Genomic DNA, 22,804 nt, shown 5'->3' with positions numbered 1-22,804 from the left:
AGCCAAGAAAGCCGCGCAACAGGCGGATACCCCTGCTGCGGCAGAACCGGCTCCGGCTGCCATCGAGGAAGATCCGCGCAAGGCGGCGGTCGCGGCGGCTGTCGCCCGTGCCAAAGCCAAGAAAGCGGCGCAACAGGCGGATGCCCCTGCTGCGGCGGAACCGGCTCCGGCAACCGCCGAGGAAGATCCGCGCAAGGCGGCGGTGGCGGCGGCTATCGCCCGTGCCAAAGCCAAAAAAGCCGCCAGAGAATCGCTGGCGGCGGAAACGGAAGACAAATGATGACAGCGGCGCCAGGCCACAGCCTGGCGCCGTTTAATCGATAGAGATCAGATAAGTATAATCCACTTCAATCTGGCGCAGTTTGGACTCGGGGTTCCACTCTTTGGTTTGAATGATCTCCATTTCCATACTGCCGCGCACCTTATCCTTCAATCCCGGCATCACATGTGACACCAGGTAGCCGAAAAACTGCAGACACTCTTTCGCCGTGCCCTTATGGTTGATGGAGATAAACTCGCGGCTCGGCAGATGAATGGTATCTATCTGGTGATTGGAAAGAATATCCTTTTTGTGTTCCGGATCGACCGCCATCACCAGCGTGGAGGACAGCTCTTCGCCTTCCCCCCCGGCATGAGGGGAATAGATGCTGTAAATCCGCCGGCAATCGACGTGCAACCCCTTGAAGAAGTCGTTGAAAATCTCGTCCTTCATCGCCATGCAGGAAGCGTACTCCAGCTCTTGTTCGGAGGCGAAATCCAGCCGGCGCGAGAAGCCGACCAGTTGCATCTCGGGCAAGGTCAGCCGCTTCACCTCCGGATAATAACCGGCGCCGTAGCTGGCTTCGAAGTTAAAGCGCGGCATCAGGTTTTTCACGTCCCAGTGCTCCATCGAGCGGTAGCGATTGGGGGTGGTGCCGAAGCGCTGCTTGAACATGCGGGTAAAGGTCTGCTGCGAGTCGAAGCCCAGCTCATCGGAGATGTCGATGATGGAGCGGCGAGTGATACGCAGCGCCACTGCTGCACGCGTCAGGATGCGCGAACGGATATAAGTGGCGAGTTGAATGCCGGTAATACGCTTGAATTTACGCTGCAGATGCCACTTGGAATAGCCCGAAATTCGCGCGACTTCATCCAGGTTTGGCCGTTTCTCCAGATGTATCTCCACCCACTCAATTAGCTCTTCAATAAAAAAAATGTCTTCATTTGTCATTATTATGGATTCACTGACTCAATAATGTTCGCGATAGTAACCTACACGTATTATGTGAAAGTTGTTATTTTGTGCGAAAATCTGGATAAAAATGATATTTCATTCATACGGTTACCCCGATTCCCGCAGTCAATGGCGGCACAAGTTCCACTGACAATTCCTCACGTTAGCCCATTTTCTGGCCAAAAAAAAATCAAATCGCGCCACCCTGATATTCGCGAGTGCGAAAAGGCGAATACCCCTATCATTAAGGCGTATTACCCTCGCATCGAATCAGGTAGAATGCTCGGCTATCATTTTTGCCGCGCCTTCAGAACGGCGCATCGAAACTGCCGCAGGCGCGGCGCAGAAGGTATCTTTACTCTATGAAGTTCAGGCCGGTATCACCCACAGCCGCCAAAGGCTTACACATCGCCAGCTCGCCTTTCACCCACAACCAGCAAAGCACCAGCCGCATCATGCTGTGGGTCATGTTGGCGTGCATTCCCGGCATCGCGGCACAGATTTGGTTCTTCGGCTACGGCGTATTGATTCAGGTGGCGCTGGCGGCGATCGTCGCGCTGGCGGCGGAAGGCGCAATCCTCACGCTGCGCAAGCTGCCGGTGCGCAGCCGGCTGGCGGATAACTCCGCCCTGCTGACCGCGCTGCTGCTCGGCATCAGCCTGCCGCCGCTGGCGCCGTGGTGGATGATTGTCATCGGTACTTTCTTCGCCATCGTCATCGCCAAGCAGCTGTACGGCGGCCTCGGGCAGAACCCGTTCAACCCGGCAATGGTCGGTTACGTGGTGCTGCTGATCTCCTTCCCTGTACAGATGACCAGCTGGCTGCCGCCGGATGAGCTGCGCGCCACCGCGCTGTCGCTCCACGACACGCTGCTGGCCATTTTCAGCGGCCATACTTCGCAAGGCGCGACGCTGCATGAACTGCAGATGGGCGTGGACGGCATCAGCCAGGCCACGCCGCTCGACGGCTTCAAAACCGGCCTGCGCAGCGGCCACAGCGTGGAACAGGTGTTGCAGCAGCCGCTGTTCGGCGGCGCCCTGGCCGGCATCGGCTGGCAGTGGGTCAACCTCGGCTTCCTGGCCGGCGGCCTGTTTATGCTGGCGCGCCGCCTGATCCACTGGCAGATCCCGTTTAGCATGTTGGCCGCCATCGCCTTCTGTTCCGGCCTGGCCTGGTGGATCGATCCGGCGCATCAGGCTTCGCCGCTGATCCACCTGTTCTCCGGCGCCAGCATGTTGGGCGCGTTCTTCATCGCCACCGACCCGGTCAGCGCCTCCACTACGCCGAAGGGCCGTTTGATCTACGGCGCGCTGATCGGCTTGCTGGTGTGGCTGATCCGCGTCTATGGCGGCTACCCTGACGGGGTGGCCTTCGCCGTGCTGCTCGCCAATATCACCGTCCCGTTAATCGACCACTACACGCAGCCGCGCGTGTACGGCCATCGCTAAGGAGCCGCCATGCTGAATTCCATGAGAAAGCACGGCACCACGCTGGCGGTGTTTGCGGCAGTCACCACCGGCCTGACCGCCGTGGTCTACGCCCTGACGAAAACCACCATCGCCCATCAGGCGGCGCTGCAGCAAAAAGCGCTGCTCGATCAGGTGGTACCGCCGGAAAACTACGACAACATCATGCAGAACGAGTGCTTCCTGGTCAGCGACCCGGCGCTGGGCGACGGCGCGCCGCACCGTTTGTACCTGGCGCGCAAAAACGGGCAACCGACCGCCGGCGCGCTGGAAACCACCGCGCCGGACGGCTACTCCGGCGCCATCAAGCTGCTGGTCGGCGCCGATTTCAACGGCACGGTGCTCGGCACCCGCGTGATTGAGCACCACGAAACCCCAGGGCTGGGTGACAAAATTGAACTGCGCATTTCCGACTGGATTTCTTTCTTCAGCGGCAAGAAAATCGAAGGCCCTGACGATAAGCGCTGGGCGGTGAAGAAAGACGGCGGTATGTTCGACCAGTTCACCGGCGCGACCATCACCCCGCGTGCGGTGGTCAATGCGGTGCACCGCACGGCGTTGTATATGGAAACGCTGCCGCCTAAACTTGAAAGCTTACCTGCGTGTGGAGCCAGCGAATGAGTGAAGCCAAAGAATTGATCGTCCAGGGGCTGTGGAAAAACAACTCCGCACTGGTGCAGCTGCTGGGCATGTGTCCGTTGCTGGCGGTGACCTCCACCGTCACCAACGCGCTGGGCCTGGGGCTGGCCACCACGCTGGTGCTGACGCTGACCAACGCCTCCATCTCCGCGGTACGCCGCTGGGTGCCGAGCGAGGTGCGTATTCCTATCTACGTGATGATCATCGCCGCGGTGGTGAGCATCGTGCAGATGCTGATCAACGCCTATGCCTTCGGCCTGTATCAGTCGCTCGGCATCTTTATTCCATTGATCGTGACCAACTGCATCGTGGTGGGCCGCGCCGAAGCGGTGGCCGCCAAGAAGCCGGTCGGCCTCTCGGCGCTGGACGGCATGGCCATCGGCCTCGGCGCTACCGGCGTGATGGTGACGCTGGGCTCGATGCGCGAACTGTTGGGTAACGGCACGTTGTTCGACGGCGCCGATCAGCTGCTGGGCGGCTGGGCCAAGTCGCTGCGCATCGAAGTCGTGCATTTCGACAGCCCGTTTCTGCTGGCGATGCTGCCGCCGGGTGCCTTTATCGGCCTGGGGCTGCTGCTGGCGGTCAAATATCTGATCGACGAAAAAATGAAGGCGCGCAAAGCCCGCGCCGTGGCGGTGGAACCGCTGCTGGAACAAGGACGTGCTGAGAAGGCCTGATGAACAAGCAGAAGCGACTGGAAATTCTGACCCGGCTGCGCGACAACAACCCGCACCCGACCACCGAGCTGGTGTACACCACGCCGTTTGAACTGCTGATTGCGGTGCTGCTGTCTGCGCAGGCCACCGACGTGAGCGTCAACAAGGCGACCGCCAAGCTTTATCCGGTCGCCAACACCCCCGCCGCCTTGCTGGCGCTGGGGGTTGATGGCGTCAAGGAGTACATCAAGACCATCGGCCTGTTCAACAGCAAGGCCGAAAACGTGATCAAAACCTGCCGCATGCTGCTGGAGCTGCACGGTGGCGAAGTGCCGGAGGATCGCGCCGCGCTGGAGGCGCTGCCGGGCGTCGGCCGCAAGACCGCCAACGTGGTGCTCAACACGGCCTTCGGCTGGGCGACCATCGCCGTCGATACCCATATCTTCCGGGTGTGTAACCGCACCCACTTCGCGCCGGGCAAGAATGTCGATCAGGTGGAAGAGAAGCTGTTGAAGGTAGTGCCCGCCGAATTCAAGGTCGATTGCCACCACTGGCTGATCCTGCACGGGCGCTACACCTGCATCGCGCGCAAACCGCGCTGTGGCTCGTGCATTATCGAAGACCTGTGCGAGTATAAAGAAAAGGTTTATCCGGAATCCTGAGTCTGTTCTGTTGGGTGCGGCAAACCGCACCCGTCGCTTCCTCTCCCCCGCCAGCGCCTCTTTTTTATCGGAAATGTGATATTGCGCAGCAGTAACCCCGGCGTTATCGCGGTTTTCAGTGGAAAACTCAGTACCGCGTTATTTTCAAGCGAAAAATTAGTCGAAAATTGCGGTGAGCGTCACGCTTTCGGGATCACAAGGCGTTCACAAATGCCAGTCCCGTTTTCCTAAATTTCTATAATTTTACAAAACGCGCCATATACACAACATTCCAACGGATTAATAACCGCACATACACTGATGCGCTAAAAAATAGCAATTCAGCAGAATATATCCCTGTTTAAAATCCGTATAGCTTTTAATCAAAACAAAAAATCGGCAAAACATTAAAACCCGAAAGTTAATACTGCATAACATTTGCAACATCGCAGCATAATCCTGCGGGCGTGAAATGTAACCGAATATGACAAACTGCTTGCCACGTTGACAAAGATAGTGAACATTAACCGCCGTCCCCATCCTATAACAACGCAAAAGGATGCCGTTCCGCATCCTTTTGTACTTTCCCGTCCTCCAAAGACGGGCTGCGAAAAAACAGAGGTACCAGTGTCAACAGCAAACAACCAACACCCGGAGAGCGTTAGCCTTAACGCGTTCAAACAACCGAAAGCGTTCTATCTGATCTTCTCGATCGAACTGTGGGAGCGTTTCGGCTATTACGGCCTGCAGGGCATCATGGCGGTTTATCTGGTCAAGATGCTCGGCATGAGCGAAGCCGACTCCATCACCCTGTTCTCTTCCTTCAGCGCCCTGGTATACGGCTTCGTCGCCATCGGCGGCTGGCTGGGCGACAAGGTGCTGGGCGCCAAACGCGTGATCGTGCTCGGCGCACTGGTGCTGGCCGCCGGTTACGCCATGGTGGCCTACTCCGGCCACGACATCTTCTGGGTCTACATGGGTATGGCGACCATCGCCGTGGGCAGTGGCCTGTTCAAGGCTAACCCGTCCTCCCTGCTGTCCACCTGCTATGAGAAAGACGATCCGCGTCTCGACGGCGCCTTCACCATGTACTACATGTCGGTGAACATCGGTTCCTTCTTCTCCATGCTGGCCACTCCATGGCTGGCGGCGAAATATGGCTGGAGCGTGGCGTTCTCCCTGAGCGTGGTCGGCATGCTGATCACCCTGGTCAACTTTATGATGTGCCACAAGTGGGTGAAGAAAAACGGCTCCAAGCCTGACTTCAAGCCGCTGCACCTGCCGAAACTGCTGATGGTGCTGGTCGGCATCGTGGCGCTGGTCGCCGTGTCCAGCTGGCTGCTGCACAACCAGGTGATCGCACGCTGGGCGCTGGCTCTCGTTTCCGCCGGCATCGTTCTGGTGTTCGCCAAGGAAACCTTCGCCCTGCACGGCGCCGCACGCCGCAAGATGATCGTCGCCTTCCTGCTGATGCTGGAAGCGGTAGTGTTCTTCGTGCTGTACAGCCAGATGCCAACCTCGCTGAACTTCTTCGCCATCCACAACGTGGAGCACAACATCTTTGGCGTTGCCTTCGAGCCGGAGCAGTACCAGGCGCTGAACCCGTTCTGGATCATGCTCGCCAGCCCGATTCTGGCCGCGCTGTATAACAAAATGGGCGATCGCCTGCCGATGCCGCACAAGTTCGCTTTCGGCATGATCCTGTGCTCCTGCGCCTTCCTGGTGCTGCCATGGGGCGCCAGCTTCGCCAACGAACAGGGCATCGTGTCGGTCAACTGGCTGATCCTGAGCTACGCGCTGCAGAGCATCGGTGAGCTGATGATTTCCGGCCTGGGTCTGGCGATGGTGGCACAGCTGGTGCCGCAGCGTCTGATGGGCTTCATCATGGGTTCCTGGTTCCTGACCACCGCCGCCGCCGCGCTGATCGCCGGTAAGGTTGCCGGTCTGACCGCCGTCCCAAGCGATATCAACGACGCGCACGCTTCGCTGGCCATCTACAGCCATGTGTTTATGCAGATCGGCATCGTCACCGCCGTCATCGCTATCCTGATGATGCTGACCGCGCCGAAACTGTACCGCATGACGCTGGATACCACCGAAGACGCCAATCAAAAAGCACAGGAAGCCACCGCGGCTCGCTGATCGCAGGCAAATTGAGCGTAAATAAAAACACCGGGGTTAATGCCCCGGTGTTTTTTTTATGGCCGCGAGAAAAGTGCTTACGCTGACTTGGGCTTGCCGCTCAGGTTGGCCCACATGAATTCGCTGACCAGCGCGCTGTGGAATGCCGCCTGTTGCTTATCGGCGGCGGCGCTGTGCCCGCCTTCGGTATTTTCATAGAAATAGGCCTGCTGATACCCCATCGCCTGCATGCGCGCCGCCATTTTGCGGGCGTGGGCCGGGTTGACCCGATCGTCGCTGGTCGCGGTATAGAACAGCACCGGCGGATAAGCCGTCTGCGCCTGAATGTTGTGGTACGGCGAGAAGGTCTTGATGTAGGCCCACTCCTCCGGCTTGCTCGGGTCACCGTATTCGGCGATCCAGGACGCGCCGGCGGAAAGCTGGGTATAGCGCTGCATGTCCAGCAGTGGCACTTCGCAAACGATGCAGCCGAACAGCTGCGGATACAGCGTCAGCATATTGCCCACCAACAGGCCGCCGTTGCTGCCGCCACGCGCCCCCAGATGCGGCGCCGAGGTCACCTTGCGTGCGATGAGATCTTCGGCCACGGCGGCAAAATCCTCGTAGGCGCGATGGCGGTTCTGCTTGAGCGCCGCCTGGTGCCAGGCCGGGCCGTATTCGCCGCCGCCGCGGATGTTGGCCACCACGTACACCCCGCCGCGTTCCAGCCAGGCCGGCGCCTTGCCGCCGAGATAGCCCGGCAGCAGCGGCACTTCAAACCCGCCGTAGCCGTACAGCAGCGTCGGCGTACTGCCGTCCGGTTTGAGATCTTTGGCGGCAATCTGGAAATACGGCACGCGGGTGCCGTCCTTGGAACGCGCAAAATGCTGGCTCACCTGGTAGCCTGACGCGTCAAAATCCTGCGGCGCCTGTTTCAGCAGCGTCGCCTCACCGCCGTCGAGGTTGCCCATATACAGCGAGGTCGGCTGCAGGAACCCGCTGACGGTCAGGAAATAGGCGTTGCTCTCTTCGTCGATGCCGCCGGCGGAAAGGGTGCTGATGGCGCCGGGGTTGCCCAGCGGGCGACGTTGCCAGCTGCCGCCCTGCGGCGTCAGCACTTCCAGCCGGTTGACCACGTTATCCATGATGCTGAGGATCAGATGATCGCGGGTGCCGCTGTAGCCGCTCAGCGCCTGCTCCGCCGTCGGGGTAAACAGCAGATGCAGCTCGCGCTTGCCCGCCAGGTAGTCATCGAAGTTGGCCGCCAGCAGCGCGCCGGATGGATAACGCTTGCCGCCCACCTCCCAGTCGCTGCTCGGTTTGATCAGCAGCCATTCCCGATGCGTATCCAGCTCGGCGTCGGCCGGGATGTCGATTTTTTTCTGCCGGCCATCCTGCGCCAGCAGGAAATAGTCGCGGCGATAGAAGTCCAGGCTGCGGCCGACGAAATCGCGCTCAAAGCCCGGCGTGCGATCGTGATAGGCGAAGACCGCCATATCCTCGGGCTGCGCTTCGTACAGCGTTTCGGCGGCGCTCAGCGGCGTGCCGCGCCGCCAGCGCTTGGCGATGCGCGCGTAGCCGGACTGGGTCATGGAGCCGGGGCCGAAATCGGTGGCGATGAACAGCGTATCCCGATCGACCCAGGAGACCCGGCTTTTCGCCACCGGCACGTTGAAGCCGTCCTTGACGAAGCGTTTGGCCACCAGATCGAATTCGCGGATTTCGGTAGCGTCACCGCCGTCCGGCGACAGCTGCATCAGGCAATAGCGGTATTCCGGCGCCAGCGGCTGCGAGCCCTGATAGACCCAATCCTTGCCTTCCGCCTTGCCCAACGCATCGATATCCAGCACCGTCTCCCAGGCCGGTTTGGCCTTGCGGTACTCGTCCAGCGTGGTGCGCCGCAGCAGGCCGCGCGGGTTGGCCTGGTCCTGCCAGAAGTTGTAATAGTACTCGCCGCGCTTGCTCACCCACGGGATTTGGGTGTCTTTATTGAGGATATCCAGGACTTCGCGCTCAATGCGCTGGAAGTCTTCGCCCTGGCCGAAACGCGCCACGGTACGCTGATTTTCCTGCTGCACCCATTGCAGCGCTTTTTTACCCTGCAGCTCCTCCAGCCACAGGAAGTCATCGCCGGCGGCCGCGCCGCCCTCCGCCGCCATCGCCAGGCGGATACTGTTGGGTAATGAAGTCATCGCGAATACGGCTCCTGCGGTTTGTGCGCTGAGTTTAATAAACTGACGTCGATTGGTGACCGGCAAAATCAAGCTCCTTTTGAGTCGGCTGCAACGCCGCCCCGTCATGGGCGACAGCCTGTGAAATAAGAGTCATTTTCAACAAGGTAGGCGTTTGGCGGCGCGGAGTCAAAGCCCACGGCCGCCGCGTTGAGTCAGGATTGAGGATAGTGGATCAGATCGTGGATGCGCACCGTTTGTGAACTGGCGTTGCGGTAGGCGTGCGGCCGATCGGCCTGAAAGCGCATCGCTTCACCGGCCGCCAGGCTGTGCCATTCGCCGTCTATCGCCAACTCCAACCGGCCGCTGATTACGATCACATGCTCGATCACGCCCGGCTCATGGGGCGACGATTCGCTGAGCGCGCCCGGTGCGAGATCGATGACGAACATATCGAAACCCAGCTGGCGGTCGTAGGGAAACAGCGGCACCACGCGCATATCAGCATTGTCCTGATCGTACACCGGCAGATCGCCGTAGCGGTGCAGCGTCGCTTGTTGCTGAGCGGGCGACGCCTCAAGAAAGGCGGAGAACGCCACGTTGAAGCCGGTGGCGATCTTCCACAGCGTCGCGACCGTCGGGCTGGATTCGCCGCGTTCAATCTGCCCGAGCATCGCTTTGCTGACGCCGGTGTATTCCGCCGCCTGCGTCAGGCTCCAGCCGCGCTGTGCGCGCAGCGTGCGAAGGGTGTGTGCCAAATGGCCGGCAAGTTCCTGCATCCAGTTCTCCTTTGCGTGTCGTGCCCGATTATACCCGCTTGTGCGCTATAGCGCACGGTGCTATGCTGATTTCTCAACGTGCGTTATAACGCACAATCACCGATTGGAGCTTCTCATGCGCCCAGCCCTCTCCCTACGTCATCTGACCCTGCCCGCCGTCATGGCGGGTTTTGTCGCCGTTCTGGTGGGCTACACCAGCTCTGCCGCGATCATTTTCCAGGCCGCCGCCGCTGCGGGCGCCACGCCGGCGCAGATCGGCGGCTGGCTGAGCGCGCTGGGGATCGCGATGGGCGTCACCTCGCTGGGACTGTCGCTTTACTATCGCACCCCGATCCTCACCGCCTGGTCGACGCCCGGCGCAGCGCTGCTGGTCACCAGCCTGCCCGGCACGCCGATCAACGAGGCGATCGGCGTGTTTATCTTCGCTTCAGGTCTGATCCTGCTGTGCGGCGTCACCGGGCTGTTCGCCCGCCTGATGGACTACATCCCGCAGGCGATTTCTGCAGCGATGTTGGCGGGGATCCTGCTGCGCTTCGGGCTGGACGCCTTCGCTTCACTGCAGCTCAATTTCCCTCTGAGCGCCGGCATGGGGCTGGCCTATCTGCTCAGTCGCCGTTATCAACCGCGCTACGCCATCGTGCTGACGCTGGCGGTTGGGCTGACGATCGCCGCGCTGCAGGGCGATATCAAACTGGCACAGCAGGCGCCGGCGTTCGTCATGCCGGAATTTATCGCACCGCACTTCAGCTGGCCGACGCTGCTGGGCATCGGCGTGCCCTTCTTCGTGGTGACCATGGCTTCGCAGAACGCCCCCGGCATCGCCACGCTGCAGGCGGCGGGCTACCGTGTCCCCACCTCACCGCTGATCGCCTGGACGTCGCTGACCGCGCTGCTGTTGGCGCCATTCGGCGGCTTCTCGGTGTGCATCGCCGCGATCACCGCCGCCATCTGCATGGGGCCGGACGTGCATCCCGATCCGCAGCGACGCTATATGGGCGCGGTGGCCGCCGGCGGTTTCTACCTGCTGGCCGGGCTGTTCGGCGGCGCCATCGGCCTGCTGTTCAGCGCGTTGCCGGTCGCCCTGATCCACACCATCGCCGGGCTGGCGCTGCTCGGCACCATCGGCGGCAGCCTGCAACGCGCCCTGCATGATGAAAAGCAGCGCGACGCGGCGCTGATCGCCTTCCTCATCACCGCCTCCGGCGTCACGCTGCTCGGCATCGGTTCGGCCTTCTGGGGCATTGTCGGCGGCGCCATCGCCCACCTGCTGCTGTCGCTGCCGCGGCGAGGAGCTGCAGCATAAAATGCCAACCGCACGCCGTGCATTGACAAGCACGGCGGTGACGCCTTCACTGGATGGGCATACTGCGATTTCCGCACGAGGCCCACATGAAAGAAAAGGAACAATGGTCCCAGGTCGATCGCTATATCGTAGACAGCCTGGTAGAACAAGACGATGCCCTGTTGCAGGCGCTGGCGACCAACGCCGTCGCCGGGCTGCCGGCGCATGATGTAGCGCCGAATCAGGGCAAACTGCTGCAGCTGTTCGCCCGCATGGTTAACGCCAAACGCATTTTGGAAATCGGCACGTTGGGCGGCTACAGCACCATCTGGCTGGCGCGTGCGCTACCGGCGGATGGCACATTGATCACGCTGGAAGCGGATGAAAGCCACGCCGCCGTCGCCCGCCAGAATATCGCGCGCGCCGGTCTCGATGGCCAGGTTGAGCTGCGCGTCGGCCCCGCCATCTCTCACCTGCCCACGCTGCAAACCCTGGCTCCCTTTGATCTCATCTTCATCGACGCCGACAAACCGAGCAACCCGGATTACCTGCGTTGGGCGCTTAAACTCGCTCGCCCGGGTACGGTGATTATCGGTGACAATGTGGTGCGCAATGGCGCAGTCACCGACGCCGCCAGCACGGACGCCCGTGTACAAGGCGTACGCGCATTCTTCACGATGATGGCGCAGGAGCCCCGTCTGACCGCCACCGCCTTACAAACCGTGGGCAGCAAGGGCTGGGACGGATTCTCTCTGGCTATCGTCAACTTTTAAGTGACAATGTCACCAAGGAAGCCTATGACTGAGAAAGCTGCGCTGTTGGCACAGCGCTTGATACGCAATGTCGAACGGGTAGATAAGCAACACGATCGGCGGCCGCCGCTGTATGACAGCGTCGGCGCTCGCCTCGGCACCGGCACCGCCGCCGACAAGCTGGGCGCCTCCTTCGATTGCGTAGCGCCGGGCATGCGCTCCTGCCCCTACCATTTTCACTACGCTCAGGAGGAAATGTTCATCATTCTGGAAGGCAGCGGTACGCTGCGGGTGGCCGGAGAAATGCTGCCGATCGTCAGCGGGGATGTGATTTTCATTCCGCCGGGCCCGGAATATCCGCATCAGATCATCAACACCTCCGATGCGCCGCTGAAGTACCTGTCCGTCAGCACCCGCGAGCAACCGGAGCTGGTGATGTACCCGGATTCCGGCAAATACCAGGCGATGGCGCGCAGCGCAGACGGCGAGCAGGTACGCTACCTGCAGCGCCCTTCAACCTCGCTCGATTACTGGCAGGATGAACCCTGAATCGCCGTCGGGCAGCGGAAGATCCAATGCGCGCGCCGCCAGTTCGGCCACGCGGTAGTCGATATCCGCCGCCTGCCCGTCTTCCATAAACCAGGCGGCGGAGAGCCCCGACCAGGCCAGGATCCATTGCAGCAAGCGCCGGCGCTCCAGCCCGGCCAAGCGACAGACCTGTTCCACGCGCCGCTGGAAAATGGCCGGCTCGGTGGCGATGCCGTAGTTGGGATTACAGAAAATATTGGCGTAATCGAAGCCCCGTTCGCCGTACAAACGCTTGGGATCGATCGCCAGCCAGCCGCGTTCGCCGAAGTCCAGCACGTTGTCATGGTGGATATCGCCGTGCAGCACACTCTCTTCTCGTGGGCTGCTCAGCAGCTCAGCCGCCGTCGTGGCGCTGAGACGCAGCATGCCGCCGTGCGCCTGCGCCGCCGGCCACAGCGAGCTGAACCACTCATGCAGCGGGATCAGCTCGGGCAACGGCGCCGCGCGCGGCGCATGCAAGGCGGCGATAGCCCGGCACAGGATCTGCGTGGCCAGCTCATCGTTGCCGTCACGCACCAGCTGCGCCAACGAACCTTCACCCTGCGCGCGCTCCAGCAGAATGCCGTCGTCGTGCCACGCCAGCACCTGCGCGGCGCCTTCCCCACGCCACCAGCACATCAGCTGGCCGCCGAAGCGCTCCTCCTGCTCGCGGGCGATCTTCAGCATGGCTGCTTCACCCCGGTAACGCACCGGCATCAGCAGACTGCTGTGGGTTTCGAAGGCTTTGCCGTCTTGTTCCAGTTGCCAGCGTTGCAGGTAGGGAGTAAAAAGCGGGTTCATCGTCTCATGCGTCCTTGTGGCCGATCTGCGCCGCACTGTCACATTCGCGTGAGAGACGACGTATAAAATAAAGAGGGATGATACTCTCAAATATCATCGGTGTGCGGCGTCAGGCCGCCGTTTTCTCAGTATCCTAACCAAGTTTGTCGATTTTATTAACCGGTCTTGCGCGGGGTTTGATCATGACATCATTAAAACGCACGAATTATCCGCAGTTGCCTACGCCGGGCGGCCCCTATGTGCATGCGGTGCGCCACGGCGATCGCCTGTATGTGTCGGGATTGACGGCCTTCGCCACCGACGCGCAAGGCTTGAGCGCGCCGGAACAGACGCAGGAGATCCTCGAACAGCTGGCGACCATCGCCGCCAGCGAAGGCGTAAATCTCAAAGCATTGATTAAAATCAGCGTGTTCCTGACCGACATCGCCGATCTGGCGGGCGTGCGCCCGGTGCTGTTTGACTATTTCGATGGCGCGCTGCCGGCCTGTTCGTTGGTGGCGGTCAGCGCGTTGTTCTCACCGCAGGTGTGCGTAGAGATAGAGGCGGTGATGGCGTTGCAATAATGCGCGGCTAGAGCGCGCCCTCATCCAGCACGCAGGGGCCGATCTTGAACCAGGCTTTGGCGATCTGCCCCTGTTCCACTTCGTAGATAGCGATGACATCCATTTTGCCGCGCCCCTGCGGGAAGTTGCGCGTCACCACTTCCTGATCGACCACCATGTTCCCCACCGCCATGCGTTTTATCCGTTCGCCGTACAGGCTCGGCTCCTGGAAACGCACCAGATGCCGTTCGCGGATCGCCGCCTTGCCGCTGGCCAGCAGCGTGTCGGGGTGCTCGTAATACTGCGCGTCGTCCGCCCAGCAGGCCATGAAGGCGTCGATGTCGCGGGCGTTATAGGCGTCAAGCTGTTGTTGAACCACATCCTGCGGGCGTGCCGTTTTATCGTTCATCACATCCTCCTGCCGAAGTTAACCGCCGCATGTATCGAACCCATCACGTTAACCGCCCAGTGCTGCAGCTTGATGACACGGCGAGATTTGAATAAAAACCCAAAAATAGCGAATAAATAACCTACCACGCCCAATGGACAATTCAAGCACCCGCGCACAAATTTTCTGCACCGCGCCAGGGGCGGCGAAAACCGCATGACGCCGCGCGTTAATCTTTGCGGCGGTTGGGGAAATTCTGCTAATTTAGCGTGAACAGCCTGATGATAACGAAACGCTATGCAGCAAAAACCGGTGTTGGACGAAGCCAGACAGTTAAAGCGACTCAACGCCGCCACGCGGCGTCAATCCCATATGTATAAATGGATCGCGCTGATTGCGGCGCTGGATGCGCTATTGGTGTTTTGGTATGACCGGGATATGCGCAACGTCACCTTCTCGGGAGCGGTTGCGCTGGTGTGCGGCTATCTGTGGATCCGCGATCGCAACAAGGCCCGGGGCTACCGGCGCGAGTTCGACCGCAAATTCGGCAAGCGCGGCGGCGATTAAGGCTGCATCGCTTCCAGCACTTTAGCGCTGTCGACAATCTGCACGAACTTCACGATTTTGCCGGCGCGCAGCGTATAAATATGCGCAAAAGAGGCGCTAAAGGATTTGCCGGTGGCCCGGTAGGTGCCGTGATAAAAACCTTGTGCGATCACATTGTCGCCGGCGTCGTAAAAGTGGTCGACATCGGCGCGGTAACCTTGCCATTCGCTGCCCAGGCGCTGATGCACGTTCTTGATGATGTTCTCCGGGCCGATATAGGTACCGGCGTAGGGGAAACCGGCGGCTTCGGTCCACTCGGCATCGGGGGCCAGCGCCGCCAGCAGATTACGGCCGTTTTCTTCGGAACTGCCTTCATAGGTTGCGCGCACTATCTCAAGAGGGGTTGGCATGTCTCTTCTCCAATGGCTGATGAGGATATTCCGGCCATCCCCGCGGACACAGGCTCTCACCACGCGGAGACGGCGGAATGCGGCTATTCTAGGTTGCTTGTTTCGCTGCAAAAACCGCAGTTATGACAATAGTGGGTTGCACTTTAGTAAACAATAGCCGTTTTTCTGTCATTCTCCCGGCATCCGGCGCGGCTATGCTGATTGACCGATTTCCCCCAACAGGAGCTGAACGTGTCTTTACCTTCGCTGACGCAAGAGCTGTTACAACCTTTCTCTCCCTACCAGGCGCTGGCGCAAACGTTGCTGCCGCTTACTCTCGAGTCGGACGACGGTTCGCATGACGTTGCACATCTGCACCGGGTCTGGAAGAACTGCCGCCGAATCAGCAAGCTGGAAGGCGGCGACCGGCGCATTCTCTGCGCGGCGGTGCTGCTGCACGACGCCGTCGCGGTGGAAAAAAACTCGCCGCAGCGCCATCTGGCCTCGCGCATGGCGGCGGAGCAAGCCACGCTGACGCTGACCCGGCTGGAATGGGCGTCGGCGGATATCGCGGCGGTGGCTCACGCCATCGAAGCGCACAGTTTTTCCGCCGGCATCCCCCCACAAACGCTGGAGGCCAAGATCCTGCAGGACGCCGATCGCCTCGACGCCATAGGTCTTATCGGCGTGGCGCGCTGCTTCTATATCGGCGGCCGCATGCGCAGCGCGCTGTATGACGCCGCCGATCCGCGGGCCGAACATCGTCAATATGACGACAAGCGTTTCAGCCTGGACCATTTCGAAACCAAGCTGTTCAAACTGCAAGACGGCTTCCAGACCGCCGCCGGGCGGCACATGGCCGAGCGGCGCACCGAACGCATGCGGCGCTTTGTCGACGATCTGCTGGAAGAGGTGTAATGCCGGTTTGCCGGGCATTTTCGTTATGCCCATAACATTTTCGGTCACATAACGCCGTTAAACTGTAAGTCAACTTCACCGAACGGGCGGCACAGATGAAAAAGTTGACGTTGAAAGAGATGACGGAAAGCGAACAGCGGGAAGTGAAAACCGAACTGGACAAAGCGCGCAAAAGCCACGGGCGGCCACTGACCAACGCCGAACAGCACAAGGTCAAGGATGAAGTGGTGGCGCGCATCATGGCCGCCAGAGCGAAGCTCGCCAAGGCGGAGCGTGCAGAACGCAAGGCCAACCGCTACCGGCCGAGCGGCGACACTTTCAGCTGGTCCGCCACCATCGGCTCCCGCCCGCCGCGCTGAGCCGGCCAAACCCTCCCCGCCGCCGCGGGGATTTTTATTTATTAGCCAAACTCATCCCCGCTGACGAATCATGAATAACAATGTTATCAATCTGTTGTAAATTGACAGCCTGATGAAGAATATTCATTATCACCCCACTTCCCCTTTTCGCGAGACCGCCATGGCCTATCCACGCAACGCTGACATTCTGATGACGCCTGCGTTGCCTATTGGCGGTTTGGCGGCGGTTAAATCGAAGAAACAGACGCTCATTTGACCGGGGCGAGCTGTCCCGTCAGATGAGCTGACTGGATGGCACGCAACGCTCCGCCTTCAATTTTCTCATCTGGCTTCTCTGTCGGTCACACAGAAGGAATATTTTATGGCCTCATTTTCGGGTATTTGGGTGGCGATGGTTACCCCTTTCAATCACGATGCCGTCGATCTGCTGGCGGTCAAACGCCTGGCGCGGCACCTGCTCGGCGCCGGCATCGATGGCCTGGTGGTCTGCGGCTCCACCGGTGAAGCCGCCGCGCTGAGCAAAGAAGAACAGCTGGCGGTGCTCGACGCCGTACTGGACGTGGCGCCCGCCCATCAGGTGGTGATGGGCCTGTCCGGCAATAACATGGCCGCCACGCTGCAGATGCAGCAGGCCATTCAACTGCGCGACATCGCCGGCGTGCTGATCCCGGCGCCTTACTACATCCGCCCTTCGCAATGCGGCCTGATCGACTATTTTACCCAGCTGGCCGACGCCTCAAGCGTGCCGGTGATCCTGTACAACATTCCGCAGCGCACCGGCATCGCCATGGAGCTGGCCACATTGCGCCGGCTCGCACGCCATCCGCGCATCACCGCCATCAAGGACTGCGGCGGCAACCCTGACGCCACCATGGCGCTGATCGCCGATGGCGAGATCGATGTGATGACCGGAGAAGACAATCTGATCCTCACCACGCTGTGCCTCGGCGGCACCGGCGCTATCTCCGCCGCCGCGCATGTTCACCCGGAACGTTTCGTGCAGCTGGTGCAGCAAGTCGCCGCCGGCGATCTGGCCGCAGCACGCAGCAACTTCTATGAGCTGCTGCCGATGATCCACCAGATGTTCAGCTTCCCCAATCCGGCGCCGGTCAAGACGGTGCTGGCCCAGCAGGGGCTGATCGCCAACGAGCTGCGCTCGCCGATGCAGGTGGCGCCACAGGCGCTGCAACAGCAGATCGCCGCAACGCTGGCGCAGCTGCAGCCCGCCGAGGCGATCATCGGTTAAATTTGTTAGCTAAGCCGCTGTAATTTTGGCGCTATGGGACTACGATGAGAGGTTAAGCATGCCCGTCATTCGTCATCAACAAGGAGCTTCCGATGAAACTGTTCTATAAAGCCGGCGCCTGTTCGCTGTCCCCGCATATCGTGCTGCGCGAGGCAGGGCTGGATTTTACGGCGGAGAAGGTCGACCTGGCGCAGAAGAAAACCGAGAGCGGTGCCGATTACCTCGCCATCAACCCCAAGGGACAGGTTCCGGCGCTGCTGCTGGATGACGGCAGCCTGCTGACCGAAGGCGTGGCGATCGTGCAATACCTGGCGGACAGGGTGCCGGACCGCAACCTGATCCCGGCGGCGGGCACCCTGTCGCGCTACCACGCGATCGAATGGCTGAACTATATCGCCACCGAGCTGCACAAAGGATTCAGCCCGCTGTTCAACCCAAAGACGCCCGAGGAATATAAAACCATCGCGCGCGCCAAGCTGGAGCAGCAGTTCAGCTATCTGGATTCAGTGCTGGCGAAGCAGCACTTCCTGTTGGGAAGCCGTTTCAGCGTGGCCGACGCCTACCTGTTCACCGTGCTGCGTTGGGCGTTTGCCCTGCAGTTCGACGTGCGCAAGCACGCCCATCTGGCGGCCTGGTTCGATCGCGTTGCGGCGCGCCCGGCGGTAGATGCGGCGCTGAACGCCGAAGGATTGAAGTAAACATCGGGCCCCGGCGGCTGTCGCCGGGGCCGAATGCCACTTACAGTTTGACCGCTTTGAACTCGCTGCGCGGCTGCACGATCCGATCCTGCGCCGCCACCACCTGCAGTTCGTACTCGCCCATCTCCTGCGTGGTCAACATCACCTCATACACGGCGGCGGTCACGTGCTCCAGCGCTTTATCCAGCGCCTCGCCCTTCAGCAGATCCACCAGCAGCAGACCGCTGGTCAAATCGCCGACGCCGACCGGCTGACGCGCGCCGAAGTCCACCAGCGGCCGGCTGATGTGCCAGGCCTCGTCCGCCGTCACCAGCAGCATTTCGAAACAGTCGGCGTGATAGCCGGCGCGGGCCAGGTGCTTGACCAGCACCAGCCGCGGCCCTTTGGCAATCAGCACGCGGGCGGCCTGCACCGCATCAGCCACGTCGGCGACGGCCATCTGGCTCAGCATCTCCAACTCCAGCAGGTTCGGCGCCATCATGTCGCTGCACGGCAGCGCCTGGCGGCAGTGAAACTCGGCCACGCCCGGCGCCACGATGCAGCCCTTTTCCGGATGCCCCATCACCGGATCGCAGAAATACCAGGCATTCGGGTTCGCCTGCTTAACCTGACGCACGATCTCCAGAATATGGTCGCCCTGCTCCGGCGAACCGATATAGCCACTCAACACCGCATCACAGCGCTTCAGCTGATCGATATTGGCGATGCCCTGCGCGATTTCGGTCAGATGGCTGGCCGGCATGACGCAGCCGGTCCACTGACCGTATTGCGTATGGTTGGAGAACTGCACCGTGTTCAGCGGCCAGACGTTGACGCCCATGCGACGCATTGGAAACTCCGCCGCACTGTTGCCGGCGTGACCAAACACCACGTGCGACTGGATAGAAAGAATGTTTTTCATCGACAGACTCGTTCTGAATACGGCAGCCGGGCGGCTGCCCAAAAATAAAGGGGCCGCCAGGGCCCCTTACCGTCATTATTCGCTTACTGCCAATCCACCAGGCAGTAGTGTTTCTTGCCGCGACGCAGCAGCGTGTAACGGCCGAACAGACGATCTGAATCGCTGAAGCGGTATTCGGCATCGGACTGTTTCTCACCGTTGATGGTCACCGCGTTGGAACCAATCATGGTGCGCGCCTGGCCGCGTGACGGCACCAGTTCGGCATTCACCAACGCCTGCTGCAGATCGGCGTCGCCATCCAGTTTGATGGTCGGCATACCGTCCTGCGCCAGCTGGGCGAAGTCCGCTTCGGTCATGTCATGCAGCGCGCCGGAGAACAGGCTCTGGGTGATGCGCTTGGCGGCCGCCAGGCCTTCCGCACCGTGCACCATGCCGGTCACTTCTTCCGCCAGCACGTACTGGGCGCGCGGCAAGGCGCCGCTGTTCTTGTCTTCTTCTTCCAGCGCGTTGATGTCTTCCAGGCTCATGAAGGTGAAGAACTTCAGGAAGCGGTAGACGTCGGCATCGGCGGTGTTGATCCAGAACTGGTAGAACTTGTACGGGCTGGTTTTTTCCGGCGCCAGCCAGACCGCGCCGCCTTCGGTTTTACCGAACTTGGTGCCGTCTGCTTTGGTGATCAACGGCACGGTCAGACCGAACACCTGCTTCTGGTGCTGGCGACGGGTCAGATCGATACCCGAGGTGATGTTGCCCCACTGATCGGAACCGCCGATCTGCAGCTCCACCTGGTGGCGGTTGTACAGCTCGGAGAAATCGAAGCCCTGCAGCAGGTTATAGGAGAACTCGGTGAAGGAGATGCCGGAGTCATCGCGATTCAGGCGCTGCTTGACCGCTTCCTTGTTGATCATCTGGTTGACGGAGAAGTGCTTGCCGATGTCACGCAGGAAGGTCAGCACGTTCATGCCGCCGAACCAGTCGTAGTTGTTGGCCGCGATAGCGCTGTTGCTGCCGCAGTCGAAATCGAGGAACGGAGAAACCTGCTTGCGGATCTTCTCGACCCACTCGTTCACCGTATCGGTAGTGTTCAGCTTGCGCTCCGCCGCTTTGAAGCTCGGATCGCCGATGAGGCCAGTGGCGCCGCCCACCAGCGCTACCGGCTTGTGGCCGGCCAGCTGGAAGCGCTTCAGGCACAACAGAGGAACCAGATGGCCCAAATGCAAGCTGTCAGCGGTCGGATCGAAACCGCAATACAGTGCAATTGGCCCTTGCGCCAGTCGCTCCGCTAACGCTTCCTCATCCGTAACCTGGGCAACGAGGCCCCGCTCTTGCAGTTGTTTAATCAAGTTGCTGCTTGCCATCAATGACTCCATGTATAAACGAATGCACCTTTGCCGGTACACGGCCTTTCGCCCAGTGGCGAAATAAAAATTCAGGGTAGCGCATAGAATAAAGCGCCGGCGACGTCAGCACCAGCGCTTAGAGGGGATTTTCCGTCTTCAGGGTGCCAGTCGGTCAATTTTCCAGTCATTCCCGTCCCGCTGATACAGGAAACGGTCATGCAGGCGATGGGCGCCGCCCTGCCAGAACTCGACGGAGTCGAATTTCACGCGGAATCCGCCCCAGAAACTCGGCAACGGCACCTCGCCCTGCTGGAACTTCTGTTTCAGCTCGAGGAATTTGCTTTCCAGCACGCCGCGCGCGGAAATGCGCGACGACTGCTGCGACACCCAGGCACCGATCTGGCTGTCCTTCGGCCGACTGTTGAAATACTTCAGCACGTCGAGGGTCGACAGGCGCTCCACCTGCCCGAGGAAAATCACCTGGCGGTCGAGCATGTGCCAGGGGAACAGCAGGCTGATATGCGGATTGCGCGCCAATTGCTGCGCCTTACGGCTGCCGAGGTTGGTGTAGAACACCAGCCCCTGCTCATCGAAATGCTTCAGCAGCACGATGCGTTGATAAGGCTGGCCGTGTTCATCGACGGTCGCGACGCACATAGCGGTGGGATCGGCCAGGCGCGCGTCGCAGGCCTGTTTCAACCAACGCTCGAACAGTTCGAGCGGGCTGGCGGTCAGATCGTTGCGGCGCAGGCCGCCTCGGGTGTATTCACGGCGCAGGTCCGCAACATCAAACTCATTCTTTTCAATCATCTGGGTTATCGACCAACTGAAAAATCCGTCGTTACATTCTGCGCCTGCGGCGTCAGGAACTCAATCGCTCCGACGCCGCCGCCGACCTTCACTCCGTCAACACGCAGTCGCTCATGACTACCTTGCCGTTGCGCTCAAGATAGGCGTTGCGGTCTTTCGACCAAAAAGTGTATTTGCCGTCGCTGTATTTGGCACCGGTCAGCGCCAGCACCTGCTTAAGATGCAGCTGCTCGCCATCCATCAGCAGGCTGACTTCGCTCGCCTTGCCGTCGAGCGCCACCGTCAGCGGCGTAGTGCCGCACTGGTAGTGCATCGTCTGGCTGCTTTGCGGCAGGATGTAGCTGCAGCCGGACAGCGCCAGCGCGCCGGCGACGAAAATGACTTTTTTCATGCTGTTGCTCCTTAGAAAAATCCTTCACAGGCTATCCTAACAGAGCTAACGGCCCCCCAATGGCAAAACCGGATAAATCCCACCCAACACCGTTTCACGGCTGGCGCCGGTGACCGAAGGCAAATTGCCGGCCTGGCCGGACAGCGTGCGAAACGCCAGCCAGGCAAAGGCCAAGGCCTCCATATCGTCGCCGCTGACGCCGAAATCGTCGGTCAGTCCAACTTCCGTCCCCGGCAGCAGCGCAGACAGACGCGCCATCAGCAGCGTGTTGCGCGCCCCGCCGCCGCACACCAGCAGACGCTCGCACCCGCCGGCCAGCAACACCTGTTCGCTGATGCTGACGGCGGTCAACTCCGTGAGCGTGGCCTGCACGTCGACCGGCGCAATCGCCGGCAATCCGACCAGCTGCCGCTCCAGCCAGGCGATATTGAAATACTCGCGGCCGGTGCTTTTCGGCGCCGGCAGCGCGAAGTAAGGATCCGCCAGCATCTGCTGCAGCAGCGGTAAACATACCCGCCCCTGCATGGCCCAGCCGCCGTCCTGATCGTAAGGTTGCGCGCGGTGGCGCCACACCCAGGCGTCCATCAACATGTTGCCAGGCCCGGTATCGAAACCGCGCACCGGCGCACCGGGCAACAGCAGAGAAAGGTTGGCAATGCCGCCGACGTTCAGCACCATGCGCCGCTCGACAGGATGCCCCAGCAGCGCCTGATGAAACGCCGGCACCAGCGGCGCGCCCTGCCCGCCGTAAGCCATGTCGCGCCGGCGGAAATCGCCGACGGTGGTGATATTGGTCAGCGCGGCGATGCGGTTGTTATCGCCGAGCTGCATAGAGAAACGCGCGTCGCCTTCCGGTTCATGCCACACCGTCTGGCCGTGGCAACCGATGGCGGTGATCTGCTCGGCGTCGATGCCGGTTTGCTTCAGCAAGCCAAGCACCGCCTCGCCGAACAGCCTGCCCAGCTGGGCGTCCAGCCGGCCGACAGCCGCCAACGTAGTCTGCTGCCCCTGGCACATGCCCAGGATCTCTTTTTTCAGCGCCATCGGCATCGGATGGCTATAGCTGGCCTGCTGCGCCACCATGCGATCGTCGATCGCGGCCAATACCACATCGATTCCGTCCAGACTGGTGCCGGACATGACGCCTATATAGCGGCCTGACTTCATAGCAACATCCTCTAACCCGCG

General features: G+C 60.8%; 26 protein-coding genes and 1 pseudogene. 16 read left to right on the top strand and 11 right to left on the bottom strand.

Annotation, left to right across the window (positions count from 1 at the left end):
* Positions 1-280, top strand: a pseudogene (locus FUU19_RS24205) (electron transport complex subunit RsxC); the annotation flags it as partial.
* A 33-nt stretch (positions 281-313) separates the two neighbouring features.
* Here the strand turns inward: FUU19_RS24205 and FUU19_RS24200 are convergent.
* Positions 314-1,210 carry a helix-turn-helix domain-containing protein gene (locus FUU19_RS24200; RefSeq protein ID WP_197833852.1) on the bottom strand — a complete coding sequence of 299 codons (897 nt, stop codon included), beginning with the start codon at positions 1,208-1,210 and terminating at the stop codon, positions 314-316.
* Between the two features lie 365 nt (positions 1,211-1,575).
* On the opposite strand from FUU19_RS24200, the gene rsxD reads away from it, so the two are divergent.
* From rsxD to dtpA, 5 genes are all read left to right on the top strand, one after another.
* The gene (gene rsxD / locus FUU19_RS24195) at positions 1,576-2,661 is read left to right on the top strand and encodes an electron transport complex subunit RsxD (RefSeq protein WP_202669426.1); all 1,086 of its coding nucleotides are present in this window, start codon (positions 1,576-1,578) and stop codon (positions 2,659-2,661) included.
* A 9-nt stretch (positions 2,662-2,670) separates the two neighbouring features.
* Positions 2,671-3,300, top strand: a complete 630-nt coding sequence (gene rsxG, locus FUU19_RS24190; protein WP_230490525.1) for an electron transport complex subunit RsxG — start codon at positions 2,671-2,673, stop codon at positions 3,298-3,300.
* The gene (locus FUU19_RS24185) at positions 3,297-3,995 is read left to right on the top strand and encodes an electron transport complex subunit E (RefSeq protein ID WP_038873082.1); all 699 of its coding nucleotides are present in this window, start codon (positions 3,297-3,299) and stop codon (positions 3,993-3,995) included. The genes rsxG and FUU19_RS24185 overlap by 4 nt, the downstream gene beginning before the upstream one ends.
* Entirely contained in the window at positions 3,995-4,636 is a 642-nt protein-coding gene (gene nth / locus FUU19_RS24180; protein ID WP_141969074.1) for an endonuclease III, read from the top strand. The genes FUU19_RS24185 and nth overlap by 1 nt, the downstream gene beginning before the upstream one ends.
* Positions 4,637-5,242: 606 nt before the next feature.
* Positions 5,243-6,757 carry a dipeptide/tripeptide permease DtpA gene (dtpA, locus tag FUU19_RS24175; RefSeq protein ID WP_141969076.1) on the top strand — a complete coding sequence of 505 codons (1,515 nt, stop codon included), beginning with the start codon at positions 5,243-5,245 and terminating at the stop codon, positions 6,755-6,757.
* 77 nt (positions 6,758-6,834) lie between these two features.
* Here the strand turns inward: dtpA and FUU19_RS24170 are convergent, their stop codons facing one another.
* Together FUU19_RS24170 and FUU19_RS24165 are read right to left on the bottom strand one after the other, a co-directional pair.
* A complete protein-coding gene (locus FUU19_RS24170) occupies positions 6,835-8,928 on the bottom strand; it encodes a prolyl oligopeptidase family serine peptidase (RefSeq protein ID WP_230490524.1) in 2,094 nt (697 codons plus the stop codon).
* Positions 8,929-9,122: 194 nt separating this feature from the next.
* Positions 9,123-9,686, bottom strand: a complete 564-nt coding sequence (locus FUU19_RS24165; RefSeq protein ID WP_033638405.1) for a helix-turn-helix domain-containing protein — start codon at positions 9,684-9,686, stop codon at positions 9,123-9,125.
* 115 nt (positions 9,687-9,801) lie between these two features.
* Between FUU19_RS24165 and FUU19_RS24160 the strand changes: the two genes are divergently transcribed.
* The 3 genes from FUU19_RS24160 to FUU19_RS24150 all read left to right on the top strand — a co-directional run bounded on the left by FUU19_RS24160 (position 9,802) and on the right by FUU19_RS24150 (position 12,269).
* A complete protein-coding gene (locus tag FUU19_RS24160; RefSeq protein WP_202669423.1) occupies positions 9,802-10,989 on the top strand; it encodes a benzoate/H(+) symporter BenE family transporter in 1,188 nt (395 codons plus the stop codon).
* An 86-nt stretch (positions 10,990-11,075) separates the two neighbouring features.
* Positions 11,076-11,741, top strand: a complete 666-nt coding sequence (locus FUU19_RS24155) for an O-methyltransferase (RefSeq protein WP_141969081.1) — start codon at positions 11,076-11,078, stop codon at positions 11,739-11,741.
* Between the two features lie 24 nt (positions 11,742-11,765).
* Positions 11,766-12,269: a cupin domain-containing protein gene (locus FUU19_RS24150; protein WP_048233594.1), complete on the top strand. Its 504-nt coding sequence runs from the start codon at positions 11,766-11,768 to the stop codon at positions 12,267-12,269.
* Here the strand turns inward: FUU19_RS24150 and FUU19_RS24145 are convergent.
* Positions 12,234-13,088 carry an aminoglycoside phosphotransferase family protein gene (locus FUU19_RS24145; RefSeq protein ID WP_230490523.1) on the bottom strand — a complete coding sequence of 285 codons (855 nt, stop codon included), beginning with the start codon at positions 13,086-13,088 and terminating at the stop codon, positions 12,234-12,236. The two genes, FUU19_RS24150 and FUU19_RS24145, sit on opposite strands and share 36 nt — an antisense overlap.
* Positions 13,089-13,270: 182 nt before the next feature.
* On the opposite strand from FUU19_RS24145, the gene FUU19_RS24140 reads away from it, so the two are divergent.
* Positions 13,271-13,651, top strand: a complete 381-nt coding sequence (locus FUU19_RS24140) for a RidA family protein (protein ID WP_038874872.1) — start codon at positions 13,271-13,273, stop codon at positions 13,649-13,651.
* A 7-nt stretch (positions 13,652-13,658) separates the two neighbouring features.
* Here FUU19_RS24140 and FUU19_RS24135 read toward each other — a convergent pair whose 3' ends face one another.
* Entirely contained in the window at positions 13,659-14,039 is a 381-nt protein-coding gene (locus FUU19_RS24135; RefSeq protein WP_127146137.1) for a nuclear transport factor 2 family protein, read from the bottom strand.
* Between the two features lie 276 nt (positions 14,040-14,315).
* On the opposite strand from FUU19_RS24135, the gene FUU19_RS24130 reads away from it, so the two are divergent.
* The gene (locus FUU19_RS24130) at positions 14,316-14,585 is read left to right on the top strand and encodes a hypothetical protein (protein ID WP_107226861.1); all 270 of its coding nucleotides are present in this window, start codon (positions 14,316-14,318) and stop codon (positions 14,583-14,585) included.
* Here the strand turns inward: FUU19_RS24130 and FUU19_RS24125 are convergent.
* Positions 14,582-14,974 carry a nuclear transport factor 2 family protein gene (locus tag FUU19_RS24125; RefSeq protein ID WP_004938379.1) on the bottom strand — a complete coding sequence of 131 codons (393 nt, stop codon included), beginning with the start codon at positions 14,972-14,974 and terminating at the stop codon, positions 14,582-14,584. The two genes, FUU19_RS24130 and FUU19_RS24125, sit on opposite strands and share 4 nt — an antisense overlap.
* A gap of 201 nt (positions 14,975-15,175) precedes the next feature.
* On the opposite strand from FUU19_RS24125, the gene FUU19_RS24120 reads away from it, so the two are divergent.
* The 5 genes from FUU19_RS24120 (at position 15,176) to gstA (ending at position 18,174) form a co-directional block, all read left to right on the top strand.
* Positions 15,176-15,871 carry an HD domain-containing protein gene (locus FUU19_RS24120; protein ID WP_255703317.1) on the top strand — a complete coding sequence of 232 codons (696 nt, stop codon included), beginning with the start codon at positions 15,176-15,178 and terminating at the stop codon, positions 15,869-15,871.
* A gap of 95 nt (positions 15,872-15,966) precedes the next feature.
* On the top strand, positions 15,967-16,230 hold the full coding sequence (locus FUU19_RS24115) for a YjbD family protein (protein WP_004938373.1): 264 nt from the start codon (positions 15,967-15,969) through the stop codon (positions 16,228-16,230).
* A 112-nt stretch (positions 16,231-16,342) separates the two neighbouring features.
* A complete protein-coding gene (locus FUU19_RS24110; protein WP_185742296.1) occupies positions 16,343-16,486 on the top strand; it encodes a hypothetical protein in 144 nt (47 codons plus the stop codon).
* A 105-nt stretch (positions 16,487-16,591) separates the two neighbouring features.
* Positions 16,592-17,476, top strand: coding sequence for a 4-hydroxy-tetrahydrodipicolinate synthase (gene dapA, locus FUU19_RS24105; protein ID WP_230490521.1), 885 nt, complete (start codon positions 16,592-16,594; stop codon positions 17,474-17,476).
* 92 nt (positions 17,477-17,568) lie between these two features.
* On the top strand, positions 17,569-18,174 hold the full coding sequence (gene gstA / locus FUU19_RS24100) for a glutathione transferase GstA (protein WP_016927904.1): 606 nt from the start codon (positions 17,569-17,571) through the stop codon (positions 18,172-18,174).
* A 40-nt stretch (positions 18,175-18,214) separates the two neighbouring features.
* On the opposite strand, the gene pdxY is transcribed toward gstA, so the two are convergent.
* The 5 genes from pdxY to anmK form a co-directional block, all read right to left on the bottom strand.
* Positions 18,215-19,075: a pyridoxal kinase PdxY gene (gene pdxY / locus FUU19_RS24095; protein WP_049273332.1), complete on the bottom strand. Its 861-nt coding sequence runs from the start codon at positions 19,073-19,075 to the stop codon at positions 18,215-18,217.
* Between the two features lie 83 nt (positions 19,076-19,158).
* On the bottom strand, positions 19,159-20,433 hold the full coding sequence (gene tyrS, locus FUU19_RS24090; RefSeq protein ID WP_230507410.1) for a tyrosine--tRNA ligase: 1,275 nt from the start codon (positions 20,431-20,433) through the stop codon (positions 19,159-19,161).
* Positions 20,434-20,571: 138 nt separating this feature from the next.
* Positions 20,572-21,225, bottom strand: coding sequence for a pyridoxamine 5'-phosphate oxidase (pdxH, locus tag FUU19_RS24085; RefSeq protein WP_141969088.1), 654 nt, complete (start codon positions 21,223-21,225; stop codon positions 20,572-20,574).
* An 88-nt stretch (positions 21,226-21,313) separates the two neighbouring features.
* Positions 21,314-21,616, bottom strand: a complete 303-nt coding sequence (locus FUU19_RS24080; protein ID WP_004931294.1) for an MliC family protein — start codon at positions 21,614-21,616, stop codon at positions 21,314-21,316.
* Between the two features lie 45 nt (positions 21,617-21,661).
* Positions 21,662-22,783: an anhydro-N-acetylmuramic acid kinase gene (gene anmK / locus FUU19_RS24075; RefSeq protein ID WP_141969089.1), complete on the bottom strand. Its 1,122-nt coding sequence runs from the start codon at positions 22,781-22,783 to the stop codon at positions 21,662-21,664.
* Positions 22,784-22,804 lie beyond the last annotated feature (21 nt).

The sequence above is a fragment of the Serratia montpellierensis genome (genome assembly GCF_020858655.1).
GTDB lineage: Bacteria > Pseudomonadota > Gammaproteobacteria > Enterobacterales > Enterobacteriaceae > Serratia > Serratia montpellierensis.
The sequence above is the reverse complement of the archived record's forward strand: the minus strand, read 5'-3'. Positions and strand labels throughout refer to the sequence as shown.

What these genes read in the sequence shown, in the direction of transcription:
- FUU19_RS24200 (WP_197833852.1), bottom strand. Translation starts at nt 1,210, where the DNA reads ATGACAAATGAAGACATTTTTTTTATTGAAGAGCTAATTGAGTGGGTG.
- rsxD (WP_202669426.1), top strand. Translation starts at nt 1,576, where the DNA reads ATGAAGTTCAGGCCGGTATCACCCACAGCCGCCAAAGGCTTACACATC.
- rsxG (WP_230490525.1), top strand. Translation starts at nt 2,671, where the DNA reads ATGCTGAATTCCATGAGAAAGCACGGCACCACGCTGGCGGTGTTTGCG.
- FUU19_RS24185 (WP_038873082.1), top strand. Translation starts at nt 3,297, where the DNA reads ATGAGTGAAGCCAAAGAATTGATCGTCCAGGGGCTGTGGAAAAACAAC.
- nth (WP_141969074.1), top strand. Translation starts at nt 3,995, where the DNA reads ATGAACAAGCAGAAGCGACTGGAAATTCTGACCCGGCTGCGCGACAAC.
- FUU19_RS24170 (WP_230490524.1), bottom strand. Translation starts at nt 8,928, where the DNA reads ATGACTTCATTACCCAACAGTATCCGCCTGGCGATGGCGGCGGAGGGC.
- FUU19_RS24165 (WP_033638405.1), bottom strand. Translation starts at nt 9,686, where the DNA reads ATGCAGGAACTTGCCGGCCATTTGGCACACACCCTTCGCACGCTGCGC.
- FUU19_RS24160 (WP_202669423.1), top strand. Translation starts at nt 9,802, where the DNA reads ATGCGCCCAGCCCTCTCCCTACGTCATCTGACCCTGCCCGCCGTCATG.
- FUU19_RS24155 (WP_141969081.1), top strand. Translation starts at nt 11,076, where the DNA reads ATGAAAGAAAAGGAACAATGGTCCCAGGTCGATCGCTATATCGTAGAC.
- FUU19_RS24150 (WP_048233594.1), top strand. Translation starts at nt 11,766, where the DNA reads ATGACTGAGAAAGCTGCGCTGTTGGCACAGCGCTTGATACGCAATGTC.
- FUU19_RS24145 (WP_230490523.1), bottom strand. Translation starts at nt 13,088, where the DNA reads ATGAACCCGCTTTTTACTCCCTACCTGCAACGCTGGCAACTGGAACAA.
- FUU19_RS24140 (WP_038874872.1), top strand. Translation starts at nt 13,271, where the DNA reads ATGACATCATTAAAACGCACGAATTATCCGCAGTTGCCTACGCCGGGC.
- FUU19_RS24135 (WP_127146137.1), bottom strand. Translation starts at nt 14,039, where the DNA reads ATGAACGATAAAACGGCACGCCCGCAGGATGTGGTTCAACAACAGCTT.
- FUU19_RS24130 (WP_107226861.1), top strand. Translation starts at nt 14,316, where the DNA reads ATGCAGCAAAAACCGGTGTTGGACGAAGCCAGACAGTTAAAGCGACTC.
- FUU19_RS24125 (WP_004938379.1), bottom strand. Translation starts at nt 14,974, where the DNA reads ATGCCAACCCCTCTTGAGATAGTGCGCGCAACCTATGAAGGCAGTTCC.
- FUU19_RS24115 (WP_004938373.1), top strand. Translation starts at nt 15,967, where the DNA reads ATGAAAAAGTTGACGTTGAAAGAGATGACGGAAAGCGAACAGCGGGAA.
- FUU19_RS24110 (WP_185742296.1), top strand. Translation starts at nt 16,343, where the DNA reads ATGAAGAATATTCATTATCACCCCACTTCCCCTTTTCGCGAGACCGCC.
- dapA (WP_230490521.1), top strand. Translation starts at nt 16,592, where the DNA reads ATGGCCTCATTTTCGGGTATTTGGGTGGCGATGGTTACCCCTTTCAAT.
- gstA (WP_016927904.1), top strand. Translation starts at nt 17,569, where the DNA reads ATGAAACTGTTCTATAAAGCCGGCGCCTGTTCGCTGTCCCCGCATATC.
- pdxY (WP_049273332.1), bottom strand. Translation starts at nt 19,075, where the DNA reads ATGAAAAACATTCTTTCTATCCAGTCGCACGTGGTGTTTGGTCACGCC.
- tyrS (WP_230507410.1), bottom strand. Translation starts at nt 20,433, where the DNA reads ATGGCAAGCAGCAACTTGATTAAACAACTGCAAGAGCGGGGCCTCGTT.
- pdxH (WP_141969088.1), bottom strand. Translation starts at nt 21,225, where the DNA reads ATGATTGAAAAGAATGAGTTTGATGTTGCGGACCTGCGCCGTGAATAC.
- FUU19_RS24080 (WP_004931294.1), bottom strand. Translation starts at nt 21,616, where the DNA reads ATGAAAAAAGTCATTTTCGTCGCCGGCGCGCTGGCGCTGTCCGGCTGC.
- anmK (WP_141969089.1), bottom strand. Translation starts at nt 22,783, where the DNA reads ATGAAGTCAGGCCGCTATATAGGCGTCATGTCCGGCACCAGTCTGGAC.